This window comes from Halanaerobium sehlinense (assembly GCF_055379485.1).
Genome location: NZ_AP042442.1, coordinates 909745 through 927837, shown reverse-complemented (window position 1 = coordinate 927837; position 18093 = coordinate 909745). Strand labels below are relative to the sequence as shown.

General features: G+C 34.5%; 21 protein-coding genes. All 21 read right to left on the bottom strand.

Annotated features, from left to right (window positions below):
* Positions 1-13: 13 nt before the first annotated feature.
* The 21 genes from ACZ446_RS04525 to ACZ446_RS04425 all read right to left on the bottom strand — a co-directional run bounded on the left by ACZ446_RS04525 (position 14) and on the right by ACZ446_RS04425 (position 17958).
* Entirely contained in the window at positions 14-217 is a 204-nt protein-coding gene (locus ACZ446_RS04525) for a hypothetical protein (RefSeq protein ID WP_464393935.1), read from the bottom strand.
* A complete protein-coding gene (locus tag ACZ446_RS04520) occupies positions 210-2348 on the bottom strand; it encodes a DEAD/DEAH box helicase family protein (protein WP_464393934.1) in 2139 nt (712 codons plus the stop codon). The genes ACZ446_RS04525 and ACZ446_RS04520 overlap by 8 nt, the downstream gene beginning before the upstream one ends.
* Before the next feature lie 14 nt (positions 2349-2362).
* On the bottom strand, positions 2363-2920 hold the full coding sequence (locus ACZ446_RS04515; RefSeq protein ID WP_464393933.1) for a hypothetical protein: 558 nt from the start codon (positions 2918-2920) through the stop codon (positions 2363-2365).
* A 13-nt stretch (positions 2921-2933) separates the two neighbouring features.
* Positions 2934-3992 carry a DNA-methyltransferase gene (locus ACZ446_RS04510; RefSeq protein ID WP_464393932.1) on the bottom strand — a complete coding sequence of 353 codons (1059 nt, stop codon included), beginning with the start codon at positions 3990-3992 and terminating at the stop codon, positions 2934-2936.
* A 632-nt stretch (positions 3993-4624) separates the two neighbouring features.
* Complete coding sequence (locus ACZ446_RS04505) at positions 4625-4891, bottom strand: LysM peptidoglycan-binding domain-containing protein (RefSeq protein ID WP_464393931.1); 267 nt, start codon at positions 4889-4891, stop codon at positions 4625-4627.
* Positions 4888-5781, bottom strand: coding sequence for a phage recombination protein Bet (bet, locus tag ACZ446_RS04500; protein WP_464393930.1), 894 nt, complete (start codon positions 5779-5781; stop codon positions 4888-4890). The genes ACZ446_RS04505 and bet overlap by 4 nt, the downstream gene beginning before the upstream one ends.
* 60 nt (positions 5782-5841) lie before the next feature.
* A complete protein-coding gene (locus tag ACZ446_RS04495) occupies positions 5842-5970 on the bottom strand; it encodes a hypothetical protein (RefSeq protein ID WP_464393929.1) in 129 nt (42 codons plus the stop codon).
* Positions 5971-6055: 85 nt separating this feature from the next.
* Positions 6056-6511 carry a JAB domain-containing protein gene (locus ACZ446_RS04490; RefSeq protein WP_089722898.1) on the bottom strand — a complete coding sequence of 152 codons (456 nt, stop codon included), beginning with the start codon at positions 6509-6511 and terminating at the stop codon, positions 6056-6058.
* Positions 6512-6544: 33 nt separating this feature from the next.
* Positions 6545-6718: a hypothetical protein gene (locus ACZ446_RS04485; protein ID WP_464393928.1), complete on the bottom strand. Its 174-nt coding sequence runs from the start codon at positions 6716-6718 to the stop codon at positions 6545-6547.
* Between the two features lie 55 nt (positions 6719-6773).
* Positions 6774-7202, bottom strand: coding sequence for a hypothetical protein (locus tag ACZ446_RS04480; protein ID WP_464393927.1), 429 nt, complete (start codon positions 7200-7202; stop codon positions 6774-6776).
* Between the two features lie 52 nt (positions 7203-7254).
* Positions 7255-7377 carry a hypothetical protein gene (locus tag ACZ446_RS04475; protein ID WP_258394132.1) on the bottom strand — a complete coding sequence of 41 codons (123 nt, stop codon included), beginning with the start codon at positions 7375-7377 and terminating at the stop codon, positions 7255-7257.
* 265 nt (positions 7378-7642) lie between these two features.
* On the bottom strand, positions 7643-8320 hold the full coding sequence (locus tag ACZ446_RS04470; protein WP_464393926.1) for a hypothetical protein: 678 nt from the start codon (positions 8318-8320) through the stop codon (positions 7643-7645).
* Positions 8313-9701 (bottom strand): AAA family ATPase, encoded by a 1389-nt coding sequence (locus ACZ446_RS04465; protein WP_464393925.1) that lies wholly within the window; start codon positions 9699-9701, stop codon positions 8313-8315. Before ACZ446_RS04465 ends, ACZ446_RS04470 begins: the two co-directional genes overlap by 8 nt.
* 753 nt (positions 9702-10454) lie before the next feature.
* Positions 10455-11936 carry a TrkH family potassium uptake protein gene (locus ACZ446_RS04460; RefSeq protein ID WP_114474256.1) on the bottom strand — a complete coding sequence of 494 codons (1482 nt, stop codon included), beginning with the start codon at positions 11934-11936 and terminating at the stop codon, positions 10455-10457.
* A gap of 1 nt (position 11937) precedes the next feature.
* Positions 11938-12600: a potassium channel family protein gene (locus tag ACZ446_RS04455; protein WP_076544502.1), complete on the bottom strand. Its 663-nt coding sequence runs from the start codon at positions 12598-12600 to the stop codon at positions 11938-11940.
* 2 nt (positions 12601-12602) lie between these two features.
* The gene (locus ACZ446_RS04450; RefSeq protein WP_076544501.1) at positions 12603-13016 is read right to left on the bottom strand and encodes a potassium channel family protein; all 414 of its coding nucleotides are present in this window, start codon (positions 13014-13016) and stop codon (positions 12603-12605) included.
* The gene (locus ACZ446_RS04445) at positions 13017-13712 is read right to left on the bottom strand and encodes a response regulator (RefSeq protein WP_076544500.1); all 696 of its coding nucleotides are present in this window, start codon (positions 13710-13712) and stop codon (positions 13017-13019) included.
* On the bottom strand, positions 13702-14115 hold the full coding sequence (locus ACZ446_RS04440; RefSeq protein WP_108142514.1) for a response regulator transcription factor: 414 nt from the start codon (positions 14113-14115) through the stop codon (positions 13702-13704). The genes ACZ446_RS04445 and ACZ446_RS04440 overlap by 11 nt, the downstream gene beginning before the upstream one ends.
* Entirely contained in the window at positions 14108-15934 is a 1827-nt protein-coding gene (locus ACZ446_RS04435) for a HAMP domain-containing sensor histidine kinase (protein ID WP_464393924.1), read from the bottom strand. The genes ACZ446_RS04440 and ACZ446_RS04435 overlap by 8 nt, the downstream gene beginning before the upstream one ends.
* 27 nt (positions 15935-15961) lie before the next feature.
* Entirely contained in the window at positions 15962-16615 is a 654-nt protein-coding gene (locus tag ACZ446_RS04430; protein ID WP_108142510.1) for a potassium channel family protein, read from the bottom strand.
* 20 nt (positions 16616-16635) lie between these two features.
* Entirely contained in the window at positions 16636-17958 is a 1323-nt protein-coding gene (locus ACZ446_RS04425) for a TrkH family potassium uptake protein (protein ID WP_464393923.1), read from the bottom strand.
* Positions 17959-18093: the final 135 nt, after the last annotated feature.

Here is an 18093-nt window from a genome sequence, read left to right as displayed (position 1 = left end):
ATAACTACTCCTCCTAATCTGATTCAGTATTTTTTTCTATAATATCCCATAGAACATTTAATCTTTGTTTTTCATTACCATAAAATTTTTCTTCAACATCAAGAATAGATATTAATAACTTCTTAGACAAATTACCATCTTGGTTTAAACATATTTTTAACATTTCTTCTTTCATGGTATTATTATCAATATTAGAATCCGATAATTTATCAGTCATCTTCAAATCCCTCCTCAACATAACTTATTAAATCTTCCATAGAAAGACCTAATTTTATTGCAATATCTTTTAATTGAACTCGGGTAACATTACTATTTTCAGACCAACTTGAAAACTCATATGTCCTAGCAACTTCACCTTTTAAAATAGAATCAATATTATTAGGATCAACCATTGAATAATTTGGAACTACTAAAACATCATGTATTTCTGCTTTTCCTTTATTTTTATTTCTTCTTAATACTCTACCTCTTCTTTGAATAAATTCTCGTGGATTCTTTGAAGAAGCTAATATTAAAGCATGTGTAGCTGAAGGTATATTAAAGCCTTCATCTAAACATTTAATTGATAATATAACTCCGCTGTTCTTTTTAAAAAACTCAATTGTTTTTTTCTTATCACCCTCCATTTTATAATAATAATCTACAATAGGAACACCATTTAATAGGTTTAATTCCTCGATATTTCTTCTTAACTCATTCATTTGATCAGTATTATCACAATAAACTAACCATACATCTCCATCCTTATAATGATTATCAAGCACTTGGGATGCCATATTAATCTTATTGTTAGCATTTTTAGAAATTCTAGATCTTTCTATCAGTTTCATTTTAACTAATTCTCGTAGACTATCCTCTTTACTACTACCACCATAAATTTGAGCAAAATATTTTCTTATAGACTTAGTATAATCATCCCACTCTTCTTGTTCATCCTCATTCAATTCAACTATATGTGGATAATAAAAATAAGGAGTTAATATTTTATCGTCAATTGCATCTTTAATAGTGTAAACTGGTTTAATTATCTCTTTAAAAAAATCGAGTATAGCCTTAGTTCCCTTTTCATCACCATACCTCTCAGGGGTTGCAGATAAACCTAATCTAGGTCCACAAATAGCTTGATCCATAAATTTTGAATTTTCATTGCTTCCAATTCTATGTACCTCATCTACTACACAAAATATATGTTCTCCCCATTTTAAAGAATTCATAAATCTATCTGTTATAGCAGTTCTTATAGTCGACAAAATTATCCTTGGTTTGTTGTCATTTCTATTTTCAGAAAATAATCTTAATAAGTTATCTCTTTTCCATCCATTATTACCATCACCACACAAACAAATAACTGGGTCAATATCACCTAGAAACTTATTTATTTCTAATCTCCATTGTTCTAAAAGTAAACTACCTGGCACCAATATTAAAGGGACTTCATTATTTTCTTCAATAGCTTCCCTTATAGCACATAAAGCTGTAAATGTTTTTCCACTTCCTGTAGCATGTTTGAATATCCCACATCTATTATTCTTTTTCCAGTTATCAAGTGCTTTAGATTGATGACTCCTTAATGTATATCCTGAAGGTGTTACTTCATTTATTTTGTCTATATCATAGTTTATATCATCAACTATATCTGAAAATTCTTCAGCATTTTCTCGAGAAACAGTTTTAATCTTCTCAAGAAATTTGTTGGGCATATGAATAACATCTACACCTGGCTGTATGTTATTCCATAATCTGTTAAAATGATCTTCACCTTCATCCACTCTATGTTTCTCTCTTTCATCCCATGAAACAAAAACATCCACAGAATCAATATTGCCATCTTGAGAAAGCCCATAAAAAGTTTCATTCATTGATCCCCTAAATAAAACTCTATTATGATCATAGTCTTTAAACAATCCTTCTTTATCATGAAACATTCTTTTAGTTCTCACACTTGCTTTATCAGGGATTGCAATTTTAAATTCAAGTATTTCATTAGCAATAAGATAAGCTAGTGCTTTTGCTGGTTTATATAATTGTTCATTATTTAGCAATTTTTTGAACTCATTATCCAATTGTTGAAAAAGATCTTGCTCATTCCTTGCTTTATAACCTTCTATAACTGCATTCTTATCTTTATTAGTTAATCTAGGAGATGTTATAAATCTCATTTTCCCACCATTAGCCACAAATTCTTTTAAACTTCCCCATGCAATTAAATAAACAGCGCTACTATAGAAGCCAACTGCCCTATCATACTTGATAGAACTTGATACACAAGGTAAGTAAAATTCATTCGCAATATCATGTTGTCCTCTATAATAAGTTGGTTTAAAACTTATGTCTGAAAGCAAAGACATTTAAACACCCCCAATTAAATTCCTATTATTTTTTTTAGTTTTTTATCAGATTCAGGACTAATACCTGATAATTTCAAGCGCATCTTAAGTAATTCTGAAAGGTTATCCTTTTTCCCTGCTAAAGCTATCTCCTTAGCTCCCCATAAACTACGTCTTTGATATGAGTAACCTCGAGAAAAAGCTTCAATAATTGTAGACCCCTTAACTTGAACATTACGAGAATAAGCAATGTCTTTATAACATATCGTGTCCCATAAAACAAAAACTTTATGATCTGGTTCATAACCACCAAGAACGACAAATCTATTATCACTATAATCAAAATTTGCCCTAGTGCCCCTGGATTGATTGGGAAGAATAATTTGAATTTTATGTTCAACATCATTACCATCTCTACCACCAGGAGGGTGAGTTATGGTATATAAATAAACTCTAACTTTTTTTGGATAAAACCCTTTATTAAAGTCAATTTCTAACGGTTTATTAGAAACATCACTATGATTAACTACTGATTCACTTAAAACATCTAAGAATAGTTGATTAAGTTCATTTGCTCTAAAGCCTTTACTCACCTTATATACCTCCTTATTTATTTTTTTTGTTTTGACGTGTCCTACCACCATCTTTGGGTAAAGGAGAATTTTCTTCACTCATTAAATTAAGACAAGGAGCAGGAGCATTATAAGAAAGACGATGTTTCTTTTTATCTCTTTCCTTTAATTCACGTTTGTAATCTTCATCAAATCTACCTTTAGCTCCATGAATATAATCATTAACTAATTCACTACAAATCCATTTTCTTTCCAATATTTGCGAAGCTTCACCTGTAACACAACTTCCGGCAAATGGATCTAGAACAACGTCTCCTTTATCTGTTAACATTCTTATGAACATTGCAGGTAATTCAAGGGGGAAGCGAGCAGGATGAGGTTTAATATCATTATCTTTACAGTATGAAAGATAACCGCTATTGCTTTCAGTGTTTGGTAATGAAATTAAATTCGGCGGAATAGCTCCAGCATTTTTATTCTGAAATTTATCTGAAATATCATGTCCACTTGGTCTTAATTTGGGAGTATATCCATTTTCTAACAAGTCCTTATGACTATCAGAATAAGGAATTAAAACCCTCTTATTTGTTGACTTTGGATAAGGGGTCTTAGATAACCACCAAATAGTATTTATTGCATCTTTAACCCTTATTCGTCTTATTGTAACCCACTCAGCAGGTGTAGGTAGTTTTGAAGGATTCCACCAATAAAATTCTTGTGCTAAATGAAAACCAAATTCTTCGCAAAGCATTATCAACAACTTGAATTGATATAAACTACGAGTAGGCTGGCCTTTTGTCCAAGCTCCTCCTAAATCAATTACTAGACTACCTGAATCTTTTAAAATTCTCTTAAAAGCCTTGGCAAACTTTTTAAACCATTCTATATATTCATTTCCATACTCATTACCATATTCTTTAGATCTCAACAAACCAAAAGGGGGACTAGTAACAATTAAATCTATGCTCTCTGGTTCAATATAATCCATCATTAATTCATGTGAGTCCATATTATATATGCGTCCATAATCAGTATCAAATACTGGGTTATTTTTATCAACTTTATTAATTATTGAATCTAGATCAACTTCCATTTTTAAATCTCTCCTAATATTATAAATTTTAATGTTAAAATTATGTCTGCTATGAATATTACTAAGTACTTATAAAACAATTTTTATCTCATATTTCATTATCATCGATAAAAGTCAAATTATGATCAATCTATCATACTTTCATGAAAAATTAATAAACTTGATTTCTAAAACAATTAAAACTGACTATTCAAATCAACTAATTATAAAAACCCCTCCTAAAAATTTGTTCCTTATAAAAATATATTCAATGAAGATTACAATTATCCTTTATTTTAACATGAGCTATTATTGTCGTAATTTGTAGAAAAAGAGCGATATAACCAACTATATTCACTTTATTCTCCACATACATCTGCACACTGGAATAGTCCCCCTCTAAAGGATCTCAGAGAGCCATATACACTTATTTTTACCTTATCTGACTATTTGTATGTTAACAGATAAACGCCCTCAAAACAAGCATTTAAAGCCATATAGACTGGGTTGAAATATAAGCAGTCTCCATCAGATTTAACTTTATTCACAATGAAGACTGCAGGATTGTTTTTGAAGATTAGTCCCTCCAATGATATTATTAAATCATACTTTTAAACCAGAAAAGATTTCTGAAAGCTTCACCCTTTGTTAGTCTACTTTTCTGGAATCACAATCTTCTGATTAACTCTGATCATTGTCTCAATTTCATTGACCTTTTTAATGGCTGCTATCATCAGCCGCGGGTCAAGGTCAGAGTTAATTTCTTCTGCTATCTCCCAGAGGGTATCACCTCGCTTTACCACATAAACCTCATTCCAGCTGTAACTATCAATAATATCATCTGGTCCTGTCTGGGCTAGAATTGCAGCTGTCAAAAACATTACTGCCATCAATACAGAAGCTGCGGTTAGTTTATTCATGAAATCTCCTTCCTTTCCTGAGCACTTAACCTGCTGAATGTATTTAAAATGGACTTCAACTGCTCAAACTGATCTTTACTCAAGCTGTTGATCGATATCTTTTTGCTGCTGTCTATACCTTTTTCTCTTTTTACATGTCTGAGGTAATTATAGAGATCTTCTTTTAGCTTAGAATTATCACCAACTATCTCTTTAATAGCAAGTTCTCTTTCAGTTAGAGAGGTTACTTGATCGTTCTTCAAAGTTTCATCTTTCTGAGCCTTACCTTTATTCTTCTTGCCCTGTACCTGGCTAAATGGAATATCATCAAAATTATAATCACTCTGTTGCTGTACAGCCATTTCTTCCCTGGAAACAAGCCCAGAAACACTAAAAGCTCTCTTTAAAGCCATTGATTCAGCCACTTTAAGGATCATAGCTGAAGGATACTGCTCCCAGATCTTAGAATCTGATCTGTATTCTTCAAAGGGAGCAAAGACATAAACGGGATAACTTCTGTCCTTTCTATAAACTAAAGCGTAACTACCGACGATCTGTCCGCGGTTGGTCCCATATTGATGATTAATACCAGTTTCTTTTCGCCTAAACTTATCATTTTCTCTAACTACATCTGAAACCAGTCCATCATACTGGGGATGCCTATCAGCTATCTTTAGATAACCATCCCTGGAAGTCATTATTGTTGGCTTACCATCTTTCTTCCAGAAGAATATCTCTTTATTGAAAGGATCAAGTCCATAGTTTTTAGCCAGATAAATAAACATCTTAAACTCATCACTGCTTGCATCTCCGGCAACAGTTCGTCTCAGGGTTTCTAACTCCTCTTCAGTAAAAGTAATCAGTTCTTTTTTCTTTCTGTTAATATCAACAACTTTACGCTTTGCACTCATTTTTTATTCCTCCCCTTAATTTAAGGAGACCCAGGTTTAACCCAGGCCTCCAATTATAATTTAGTCTTCTTCTGGACTTTGAGCTTCTTCATCACTTAGATCATGGTCACAGTGCGGACAATTCCATTCACCCTTTTTACAGGAACTGTAGGACTTCTTTTTACACACAGGACAGTGCTTTACATACATCTTAATCACCTCCTTTCAGTGTTTTTTAACATAAAAAAAGCCCGGCGCCGGCCAGGTTAATTAACTATTATTAACTTTTATTGATTCAGTCTTTCATCAGATTCTCTTCCTGCATACTGATAAAGTTATCTCTGCTGCCGATTATTATATGGTCCACTACATTAATTCCCATTATCTTGCCAGCCTTCTGCAGCTTTTTAGTAATTGAGATATCATCACTACTTGCATCAGCCACACCAGAAGGATGATTGTGAGCTAAAACTATACCCGCTGCATTCTGCAGTATTGCCCGTTTAAAGACCTCTCTGGGAGTAACTAAGCTTGAGGTCAATGTACCTGTAGAAACCTCAAATACCCCCGTTACCTTGTTCTTAACGTCAAGGGTAGCGATAGCAAAGACTTCTTCTGCTCTCCTGTCCAGTTCAACTACTTCTACAAAGAGATCCCTTGCCTGAAATGGGTTCCTTACATACTTATCAATGTCATACCTTCCACCTGACTCCTTTACAATTCTTAGACTAAACTTCTGAATATTTACCATTACTCTCATCTCCTTTATGTTTTTAGTATTCATTTAAAAGGGCATCTTGAATTCCTGGTCATCACTGATTAAAGCTGCAGCTTTTTTCTTCTTTTTCCTCACCAGTCTTGCTGCTCTCTCTAGCTCATCTTCATCCATTGGATCAGCATATGGTCCTAAAGCTCTTTTTATCCTCCACTCATCACTCGGCACACCATTAACCTGCATATTTTTCACCTCCAAAAAAAAAAGACCATCAGCTCTCACTGACAGTCCCCTGATTTTAATTCTGAGCATTATTCCAGCCTTCCATAAATGCATCCTTTAATCCTGAGAAAACACTCTCCGATTTAAGCCGGGTAGAATTGGCGGCGATAACCGACTTCTCAATAGCTTTAAGGGCTGCTCTATCGACCTTTGAAGCTGCCGCACCGGTAACTTTAGCAACATTCCTGGTACCAGCAGAAGCCAGTCCAGCTGCCTTTTTAACGCCATTCTCAGCTGTCTGAGCAAGCTTTTTAAAGGCATTGTCACCTCTCTTAGAATCAATAATCTTCTCAGCATATTTGAATTCATCTTTTCTCTTAAGACCCAGCTCTTCCAGTTTATTCAGAACCAGCTCCTGCATAACATCGTTCTCCGCCATCATTGCTCTAACCATCATTTCTCTCAGTCTTAGAACAGTCTCCACATTGTTTTCATTTTTAAACATAATTATTACCTCCGTATTTTAGTTTTATTTTGACTTTCAACTTAAACAGCGTTTATTCAGAAATTAGATAAAGATCAAAGAGAATAAAGAACAAAGCCAGCAGAATATCTCCACTGAACAAACTCTGCCAGGCTAAAGCACCAAGCAGTAGGATAACAAGTGTCTTAGAAGCCATCTGATTCACCTCCTTTTCATTATTTGGACTAACCCCACTCCCTTATCTACACTCACCTCCTTAAATTTAGGCATAAAAAAAGAGCTGCCGGGACAGCCTCAGTTAAGAGACTATCCAGACAGCTCAGTGTCTTTAAGTATTCAGTTATGCTCTAGGGGGTGGGGCGTCGAACGTCGATCTGAATTTCATAATTAAGACGTGGTCCCTCTAGAAATTGTGTGCAATTTTTGAGATTGCTAATAGGGAAAATAATCCTTTCAAAATGCTAAAAATCTTCAAAAACAAGGTGTAAATTACTATATCTATTTAAGGAGTTACTTCCCTGCTTAATAAACTCCCAGCTTTCTTTATATGAACCTTCAACAGCAAAACTATTAGTTCTAATAAAATCCAAAAACTCAAATTTCTTTTCATAATATCTCTCACTAAACTCTTCAGCTTTTTCTACTTTTAGATTATCATCAATATTTGCATCATTGTGAAGCACATGTTCTAAATTACAGGATAAGTAGTAAGCGTTATATGGAATCCCATTTATTTTTGAATGGCTACTTAATCTATCCATAATCCGACTTTTTTTATCATTTCTTTTCTTTGTATTTTCAGGGTGACTGGTGCATAACTTATCACTATAATAATAATTCTTACCCCTATCATGCTTTTCTATCAATTCTTCACTAATATATGCACCGTCAGTATCCATTAAATGAATTATCTCTATGATATCACTTTTCTTGTAATGTTCTCTATCCATAAATGACTTTATTTCTTCATTTATCTTCCTGATTACATTACCAGAATTAACTCTATTCCTGGTAGTTATATCTCCATGAACAATTTGAAATTCAATCTGTTCATCCTCAAATATCTCAGAAAAAACAAGACCAAAAGACGTTTTATCTGTTTCCCCTTCTACTAAGAATAAAATTAATTTTCTAGTCATCAGCATCAACTCTACCCGCTGCTCTAAATGCCCTGGCTATTTTAAATTCATTTGTTCTCTCATAAACCTCTTCATCCTGTCCACCTAACTTAATTCCACGATAATAAAAGCTTCTTAGATTATTTGTTTCCTTTACATTGGTAAATCTTATATACCGATTTTTAGGATTAGTAGTTGTAAAAATCAATGACTCTTTATTAAGTTTCTCCAGCGGTCTTAAGTTATGAGAAGTAAAGACCAGCTGTCCCTTAGCTCTATCCTGAATGATCTCCAGGATTTCACCTAAAAGATATTCAAATATACCGGCATCAAGTTCGTCCACTGCCAGACAAATACCGGGCTTATTATACATCGCAATCATTGCACTCAAGATAGATATAATCTTTTTAATTCCATCTGACTCATATCTCAGAGGAATCTTAATATCTCCTCTTTCTGCCAGCAGCTCTATTTTAATAACTGGATCACCATTCTCATCTAACTCTTCTCCATACTCTTTAATTTTAATTGTAAGCTCTGGAATTATCTCTTTTAAGACGATGTTTAAGTTCTCAATAACATTTTTGACAGTAGAGAGGACCCGCTCAGGAACTGTTGTCGGCTCAGAAAGAGCTATTGCCAGATCTCCACCTTCTATCATCTCTGAATCACTAAGCTGGAAACAGAAAGGTATAATTAGATTGGCATTGATCATACCTGAACGAGAATTTCTGATCACAAACAGGTTCATTCGAGCATACTGTTTAATCTCCATTATAATATCAGCAAATTCGTTAAAGGCTTTATTACCTTTATAAATATGATCCATCTCACTAGAAAAAATAAAAGATGTTTGTTCCTTCTTCGCAAGCTCCTTAGCTACTTTAAGGTCCACTTTAGCATCTTTATTGTTTTTAGTGAGCAAATTGTAATTCTTCTGGGGACTTAACAACTGCTCCTTCTCATCAAGGTTGTGAGTTATTATCCCTCTCTTATATGTCCAGTCATCTTCTTCAAGCTTTTTATATGATAGATCCTCTTTGATAATTACTGGAACAGCATTTTCTCTTCTTTCAATTACCATTTCATAAAAGAGTTGATATTTATTCTCTCCCAAAGACATAGAAAAAACAGCATTAATAGCAGCTTCTTTCTCACCCTGGTATATATAATCTTTAATATCTCCAGGCAGAGATTCTCCAAGCAGGACCAGTTTAAGTATCCACAAAGCTTCAATGAAAGCAGTTTTACCAGAACCGTTCTGACCGTATATTCCCAGCACATCTGATGCTTCAGAAAAAAAGTCTTCGCTTTTATAACTATTAAAATCAATTTGACCCTGCCTAACATTCTTAAAGTTATTCAGTTGTACCTGCTGCAGACGCAGCATTCTCTCCTTCATTTGATCACCTCCACTGATTAAATTATACAACTATTAGTAGTAAAAAGCAACATTTTAAGCAAAATCGATATAAAAAATATCATATTAGTTAAAAATTTTAGGTTATAGTCAAAAAAATAATCTATAAGGTGATTCTCTTAATAGTTGTTCAGACTAAACCTATATTAAATTTTACGATGTTAAACAAGGTGTACTCATTTCGATTACACCTCACATTATAATAATTGATAGTTTAACTAAACATATAAACTGTTCAACCCGTTAGAGTCATCCGCACTTATAGATATGTGCGGAGGTTTTTTACACTTATCAACTGCACCAATCAAATAGTTCAACAAAAAAACACCCTGTCACCAATAGTCTACAGGGGAAAATATAAATAATTTAACTTTGACTGATTAAAGAAATTATTTCTTTTCTTCTTTTTTTTCAATTTCTTTTTTCTCAGGTTTTTTCTTAGCTACTTTTTTCTTAGCTTTCATTTTCAACACCTCCCTGATATTTCAACTTACTACTTGAGCCTAAATTTATTATATTACATAAAACTCGAAATAATATCTAATTATTAAGTCCCCCTGAAGAAAATATTATACAAAATAAAAGCCCCAGAAAAGCTCCATTGTTACTGAACAAATGAAATCTCTCTGGGGTAATTAAGATGCTAATTTTACTTGATTTTCTATTATCAACTGCTTACGTTTAATCGTACTTAATCTAAATATTGTAATCCCTAAATTCCTATATAAGACTACATTAATGCCTAGAAATATAAACTCCATCTTTAAATAGTTTTATCCCGGCATAAAGAATTATAAAGAATTCCAGCCTACCTAAAAACATTCCGATCGTCTGGGTCCAGATTATACCCAGAGGAGCTTTGGATGAAAGTAAGCCAATTGAAATTCCAACTGTACCAAGAGCTGATCCAAATTCAAACATACTATCTAAAAGAGAATATCCATAGGCTGTATGGACTGCTACTCCTGCAAAAAAAGTAAACAAGTATAGTAATATATAGTTAGCTACATCTTTTACATGCTGATCTTTTACATAAAACTTATTCTCTCCCCGCCAGAGATAATTGCTGCTGACACTTCTACGAGGTAAAAACTGTTCTTTAATTTCCCAATAGATTGATTTAAAGATCAAATAGATTCTATACTGCTTAATACCACCAGCAGTTGAACCTGTTCCACCACCAACAAGCATAATTAAAATAATGATAAAGTTAGCAAATATCGGCCAGCTGGCAAAAGAAATAGTCGAAAAACCGGTTGTTGATAAAGCTGTAATGATCTGGAAAAAGGTAATTCTAAAATTCTCGCTCAGCATAGGGTATAAAGAGTTTAATGAAAAAAACATTAATATAGGAGTTAAAAATATAAATAGAGTGATCATTAAACGTATCTCAGCATTTTTAAAGAATGTTTTAACCTTACCTTTAAGCAGTGTGTAATGGGTTGCAAAGTTTATTGTACCAAGCAGCATTAAGACAATCGTCACCACTTCAATAGATAAACTGTTGTAATGGCCGATGCTGTCAGGCTGAGTAGAAAAACCTCCAGTAGAAATTGCAGCCATCGAGTGATTTATAGAATCAAAGAGAGGCATCCCTGCAAAATAATAGAGAATAATCCCTGCTGCAGTATAGAAAGTATAGATTTTCATGATCAACATGGTAGAGCGTTTTACATGAGGTAATAATTTATCACTTCTTGCCTCAGCCATATATAAGCCCATTCCATGAACCGGCAGCAGTGAAGATAAAGCAATAACTGCCAGGCCAGCTCCACCGAAAAACTGCATAATCGAACGCCAGATCAGAATTAATTTAGGAGCAGTAGTCACATCCACAAGCGATAAACCAGTTGTGGTCCAGCCACTTACCACTTCAAAAATAGAATGGCTCCAGCTCATATCTAAAATAGTTATAAAAGGTATTGCCGAAAATATAATTGCTCCGATCCAGGAGAAGATAACAATTATACTCCCTTCATTTAAGGATAACTCCACATCTTCTTCCTGATGTCTGCTCCCATAAATAAATAATACTAATCCTGCCAGAATAGAAAGTCCTCCTGCCAGCAGAAAATGAGGTGCCAGGCTGCTTTCTTCAGGAAAAGCTAGTAAAAATAAAAGTGGTGATAGAATAGCAGCCCCGGCAAAGATAATAATAATCCCGGTATATTTTGAAATCAGAAAGTAACGAGAAATAAGCAGATTTTTATATTTCATCTTATTCTTCACCACCAAAGACTTTAATAGCTTCTGCCTGTTCTTCGGGCAGTGAAATTATGACAATTTTATCTCCCGCCTGAATCTTAGACCCACCTCTAGGAATTGAAATATCTCCATTTCTAACTATACCACCTAAAACAATAGAAATAGGAAGGTCAATTTCTTTAATTTCCTTGCCAGCAGCTGCAGAGTCAGGTGCTACCTCAACCTGGAAGATACTTAGTTTCCCCTCTTCAATCATGGTTAAATTACTTACATCTTCTGAAATCACACTCTGCTCAATAATTGAACTAATCAAATCTGTAACATTAAAGATCCCCGTAATCCCCAAAATATTGAACAGTTCTTCATTTTCTGGATTATTTACTAGAGCTGTAGTTCTCTCAACTCCAAAGTAGTCCATTGCCATTTTGCAGATAAAGAGATTACTGTGGTCCTTTTGTGTCAAAGATACAAGGTTATCAGCCTTATAGGCACCAGCATCTTCCAGAACTTTTTTATCTGCTGCATCACCAAAGACAACTGTAGCCTTTATTTCTCTTGCCAGATCATCAGCAAGTTTACGATCTTTATTGATAATTGTTACAAAATGTCCTTTAGAAATTAGCTTTTTGGCAAGATGGTAAATTAGCTTACCTCCTCCAACCAGTATAATCTCCATAATTACCTCATCCCTTCTCGCTCAATTTTATTTATCATGTTTTCAGCCAAAAGAGATATCTGAGAAAATATCTCAAAACGTTCTTCTTTTTCATACATCTTCTCCACTGATGGGTCTATAGTCCTGACCATAATTCTGGGTACATCAAAATTAACCCTGGCCATCTGTGATACAAGATAGTTAATCTGATCATTGCCGGTACTAACTATTAAAAGGTCAGCAGATTCTATTTTACCTTCAATCAAAACATCACTTTCAGCTGCATCCCCCTCTATCTCAAAACCTGAAAAGTCAACCGGCAGCAGAGCAAATGAATCTGGATTTTGTTCTATAACAACAACTTCGTTACCAGAACGAGAAAGTTTTCCAGCAAGCAGAGAACCGGTGCGGCCACAGCCTACAATAACAATAAACATCTATTCTTCCTCCTCGTCATCTCCAAAGTTAACATCATCTAAGTCAATGGAGCCCATACTTTCTCCTGCCCTTTCAATGTTTTCATTTGCCGGTTTATAGCCAGGATCAAGTGCCAGAGCAGCTCTGTACATCTTCATTGCTTCTCCCTGCTTATGCTGCATCTCATAAATTATTCCCAGCAGATTAAATGGCTCAGGCTTTTCAGAGTCAAGAGAAGTGGCCTGCTGCAGCATTTCTTTTGCCTTTGAGAAGTCTCGTTTATTAATTGCGTTTTTAGCAAGCATAATATATTCTTCAAAACTTTCTACTTCTTTTTCACTATTTTCAACCTTATAGCGTTCAAAAACATCCTGAACAATATTAATAATTTCTTCTGGTTTAAATGGTTTACGCAGATAGTCAACAGCACCTAATTTTAGAGTTTCAACCGCTGTTTCTACACTCCCATAACCTGTAATCATTATTACCTTTGTCTCAATTTCTTTATTTGTTACTTCTTTTAAAAACTGGATGCCATCCATTCCCGGCATTTTCATATCAAGCAGTACAACCGGGATTTCTTCTTCTTTTAATTTTGCCAGCCCATCTTCTCCATTAACAGCTGTTTCAACTTCGTAGTCTGCATTCGAAAGAGCTTTCTTTAAAGTCAAACGAATATTCTTTTCATCATCAACAACCAGTACTTTATTTTTCATTATTATCTTCCCCCTCTATTTCTTCCTGTCCTGTTCCTTCTTCCATAATACTTTCTTCTACAGCAGCCAGTAAATCACTCTGACTGATTGGTTTGACTAAAAAGTCTTCAGCACCTGAAGAAATTGCCTTTTGCACGTCATCTTCTTCAGATAAAGCAGACAATATAATAACCGGTATTTCCTCTGTAGCTGCATCACTTTTTAAAGCTTCAAGTACTAAAAAACCATTCATCTTCGGCAGCCTTAAATCAAGTAAAATAAGATCTGGACTAATATTATTAGCTTTATCAACCGCTTCTACTCCATCTACAGCATAATCCACAGCATAACCTGCCTTTTCCAGACTTTTACCAACAACTAATCTAATATTTTTTTCATCATCTACTACTAAAATTTTACTCATTATTTTCCTCCTGATAGCCATATCTTGGGATGTAGAATGAAAAAGTAGAGCCCTCTCCTTCTTCACTTTCAACCCAGATCCGACCATTGTGGGCTGTAATAATTTCTTTTGCAATAGCAAGGCCGAGACCGGTTCCACTCTTTTCCTCTTTATCACTGCCGGCTCTGACAAATTTCTCGAATATTTTAGACTGATATTCTTTTGGAATACCTGGTCCATTATCTGCTACTGATACTAGAACCCTTCTACCCTTTATTTCTGCATCTACTTCTATTTTTCCTTCATCAGCATAGCGAAGTGCATTTCCAACCAGGTTAGAAATCACCCAGCTTATTTTTGAAGGATCGGCATAAGCAAAAACATTATCTTCTGACTGTTTGAATTTGAGCTCAATTTCTTTTTCCTCCGCCTGTTTATGGAAGGGGTTAAGAGTTTTTTCAATAATATCATTGACATCTACCTTATCAAATTCCATTTCAATTTTACCTGATTCAATCTTAGAGAGATCAAGCAGATCATTTACTAACTCAGTTAATCGTTCAACATCCTCATAGGCTGCTTCCAGCAGTTCCTTCTGTTCCTCATTTAATTCTCCTGTATCCTCGTTAATTACCATGCTGAGCCCCATATTCATTGAAGTCAGCGGGGTCCTAAACTCATGTGATACAGTTGAAACAAACTCAGATTTCATATTATCAATTTCTTTTAAGCGGGTAATATCCTCTAATAGAGTAACTGTAAATTGATATTCTTCATCTTCATCAATTACCTGTTTGGTTGAAATCCTGTAATGTCTTTTTTTATCGTTCTTTTTTAGTAGAAAGGTTTTCTCTTCTTTAGCTTCAGGATTTTTAATGTATTCAAAAATCTCTTCTGCCTTAATAACCTCTAAAAAGTGCGTGCCAAGTACATCCTCCCTCAGTGAAAATAGTTCTTTAGCTGTTTCGTTGATTAAAACAATCTTATGATCCTTATCTGTCACTATTAAGGGACTGCTCAAATTATTTACTACAGCTTCTGACTTTTCTTTCTCCATCAGCAGCTTTTTAACATTTAATTTTTCAAATTCTTTTAGTTTGGAAATCATCTCATTAAATTCATCTGCCAGCACACCGATTTCATCCTCAGAGGCCACTTCAACTTTACGCTGAAAATTTCTGGCAGCCACTTCTTTAATCCCTTTTTCTAATTCTTTAATTGGCCTCAATATCTGTTTGGTGAGATAAAAGGCAAAAATTAATGAAAATGCAGTAACTAGTAAAGCCAGTCCGATTGTATAGATGATTGCCTGATTGGCTCTACTGTTGGCACTGCCCTGCGCATCAACCATCGCCTGTCTGTTTATTTCTCTTAGTTCTCGAATATCATTTTTTATCTCATTAAAACTTGGAAGCAACTGCTGATTATATATCTGCCAGCGCTGATCTTCTTCTGCATTATAGAATTGATCAAAATTAGATACAAATTCAAAATATTTTTCATTGATTTTTTCTAAAATTGCACCCTCACCTTCAATGGTGATATTATCTTCTGCTCTAGCCAGCCAGGTATAGAATTCTTTTTCATTGCGTCTGAAGATTTCCTGTCCCTGTTCTTCAGTAGATCTTAAAAGCAGCAATAAGGCACTGTCCTGGCGTTCTATTGATTCAACCATACTGTCACTTGCTTTTATACTGCGGTAATTTTCAACTAAAATATCATTAATTGCATTTGAAAGTGTTTCAAAGTTATATATACTCCAGCCAACAACCCCTGCCAAAATTAAGATCATGACTGCAAAACCAAGGAGTATTTTCCCTTTTAAAGTCTTTATATTCATAATTTACACTCCCTTAAAAAAACAGATTTAATTGCCGAAATCTCTCATTTTATCCAGATTTTCATTTTTCCCCATTAAAACTAATTTATCTCCAGCTTCAATTTTATCATCTGCTCCCGGCGAAATGTATAGTTCTTCCCCTCTTTTAATTGCCATTACATTAACATCAAAGCTGGCTCTCAATTCAAGTTCCTTTAAAGTTCTACCGACCATATTATCACTGGCAAGAATCTCTATTACTCCATATTCTGGAGCAAACTCTATATAATCTAAAACATTGGAAGAGATAAGATTCTGAGCAATTCTTGCTCCCATATCACGCTCAGGATAAACTATTCTATCTGCACCAACTTTTGTTAAAACTTTGCCATGTAATTTATCAGGTGCTTTAACTATTACATAAGGCAAGTTAAGCTCTTTTAAGATTAAAGTACACAATATATTTGCTGAAACATTATCTCCAATACTTACAACCGCTACATCAAAGTTTCTAACACCTAATGTTTTTAAGGCCTCTTCATCAGTAGCATCAGCCTCTACAGCATGAGTTACATCAGCACTGATTGCCTGCACCTTTTCTGGATCACGATCAATCGCTAATACATCATGTCCATTTTCAGCCAGAGTAGTAGCAACACTGGCTCCAAATCTTCCTAAACCTACAACAACAAACTGCTTCATTTATTTTCCCCCTATCTAAATTAACCAACCATTACTTTTTCTGTCGGATAATGATATTTTCCTTTCCTTACCCTTTCACCAAAGGCAAGCGCCAGTGTCAGTGGACCAACTCTGCCAGCAAACATCGTGATAGTGATTAAAACCCTGCTGATATCAGATAGCTGCCCGGTAATTCCTGTTGAAAGTCCCACTGTACCAAAGGCAGAAACTGTCTCAAATAAAACATCAATAAATTGAAAGTCTTCGATCACTAATAAAAGCGTAGTTACCAGTACAACCAGCCCAGCAGCCAGCATTGTAATAGTAAAAGCCTCATAGACGATCTTTTTTTCAAAGCGGCGGTTATATACTTCCATATCTTCTTTACCTGTTATCATGTTTTTTAAGGTAACAAGCATCACTCCAAAAGTAGTTGTTTTGATACCTCCACCGGTCGAGCCGGGTGAAGCACCAATAAACATTAAGATAATGATAATAAAGAGTGAAGACTGTTTTAGAGCTCCGGTTGCAACTGTATTAAAACCTGCTGTTCTTGGTGTTACAGATAAAAACATTGCTCCCAGTGTTTTATCAAGAAGTGGTAAACCAGCAAGAGTATTATCATATTCTAAAACAAAAAAGATAATAAAGCCAAAGATAAGTAAGGCTAAAGTAATTATAAGTACTATTTTTGTCTGCAGAGTTGATTTTTTAAACCTGACTCTATTATAAGCTTCGACCATAACTCCAAAACCTATACCACCGAGAATAATTAAGGCCATAATAACAAAGTTAATTGTTATATCACCGGTAAAGTTCTCCAGGCTGTTTCCAAAAAGATCAAAACCAGCATTATTAAAAGCAGATACTGCATGGAAAATAGCCAGATAAATTGCCCTCCCTGCAGGATAATCCTCAACCAGACGGAAAAATAAGATAACTGCAGCAGTTCCCTCAATTGCAAAGGTAAAACCAAGCAGATACTGAACCAGTCTCACCATACCTGAAATCTGATACTGATTTAAATCTTCCTGAATAATTAATCTTTCTTTTAAACTAATCTTTTTCCCAATTATAAAGGCAAATAAGGTAGACATTGACATGATACCTAATCCACCAATTTGGATCAAAAGCATAATAACTGTTGAACCAAAATGAGTAAAGGCTTCTTTAGTATTAACAACAATTAAACCTGTCACACAGGTGGCAGATGTGGCTGTAAATACTGCATCTACTGCATTTAAGCCCTGCCCATCTGTTGTCGCTATTGGCATCATTAAAAGTATTGAACCCAGCATGATAATAATAAAATAACCAAAGACTAAGTACTGTGCCGGGGTTAAATTTTTCTTGCTGATCTTCATTCTCCCTACTCCTCTCAAAACAAATCTATGTATTTATTAAATAAATCAAAACTCTATAAAATCAAAAAAACACTACAGATAGACTGTAGTGCCATAGATAAATTTCACCATAATATAGAATATAATGGTGGCATC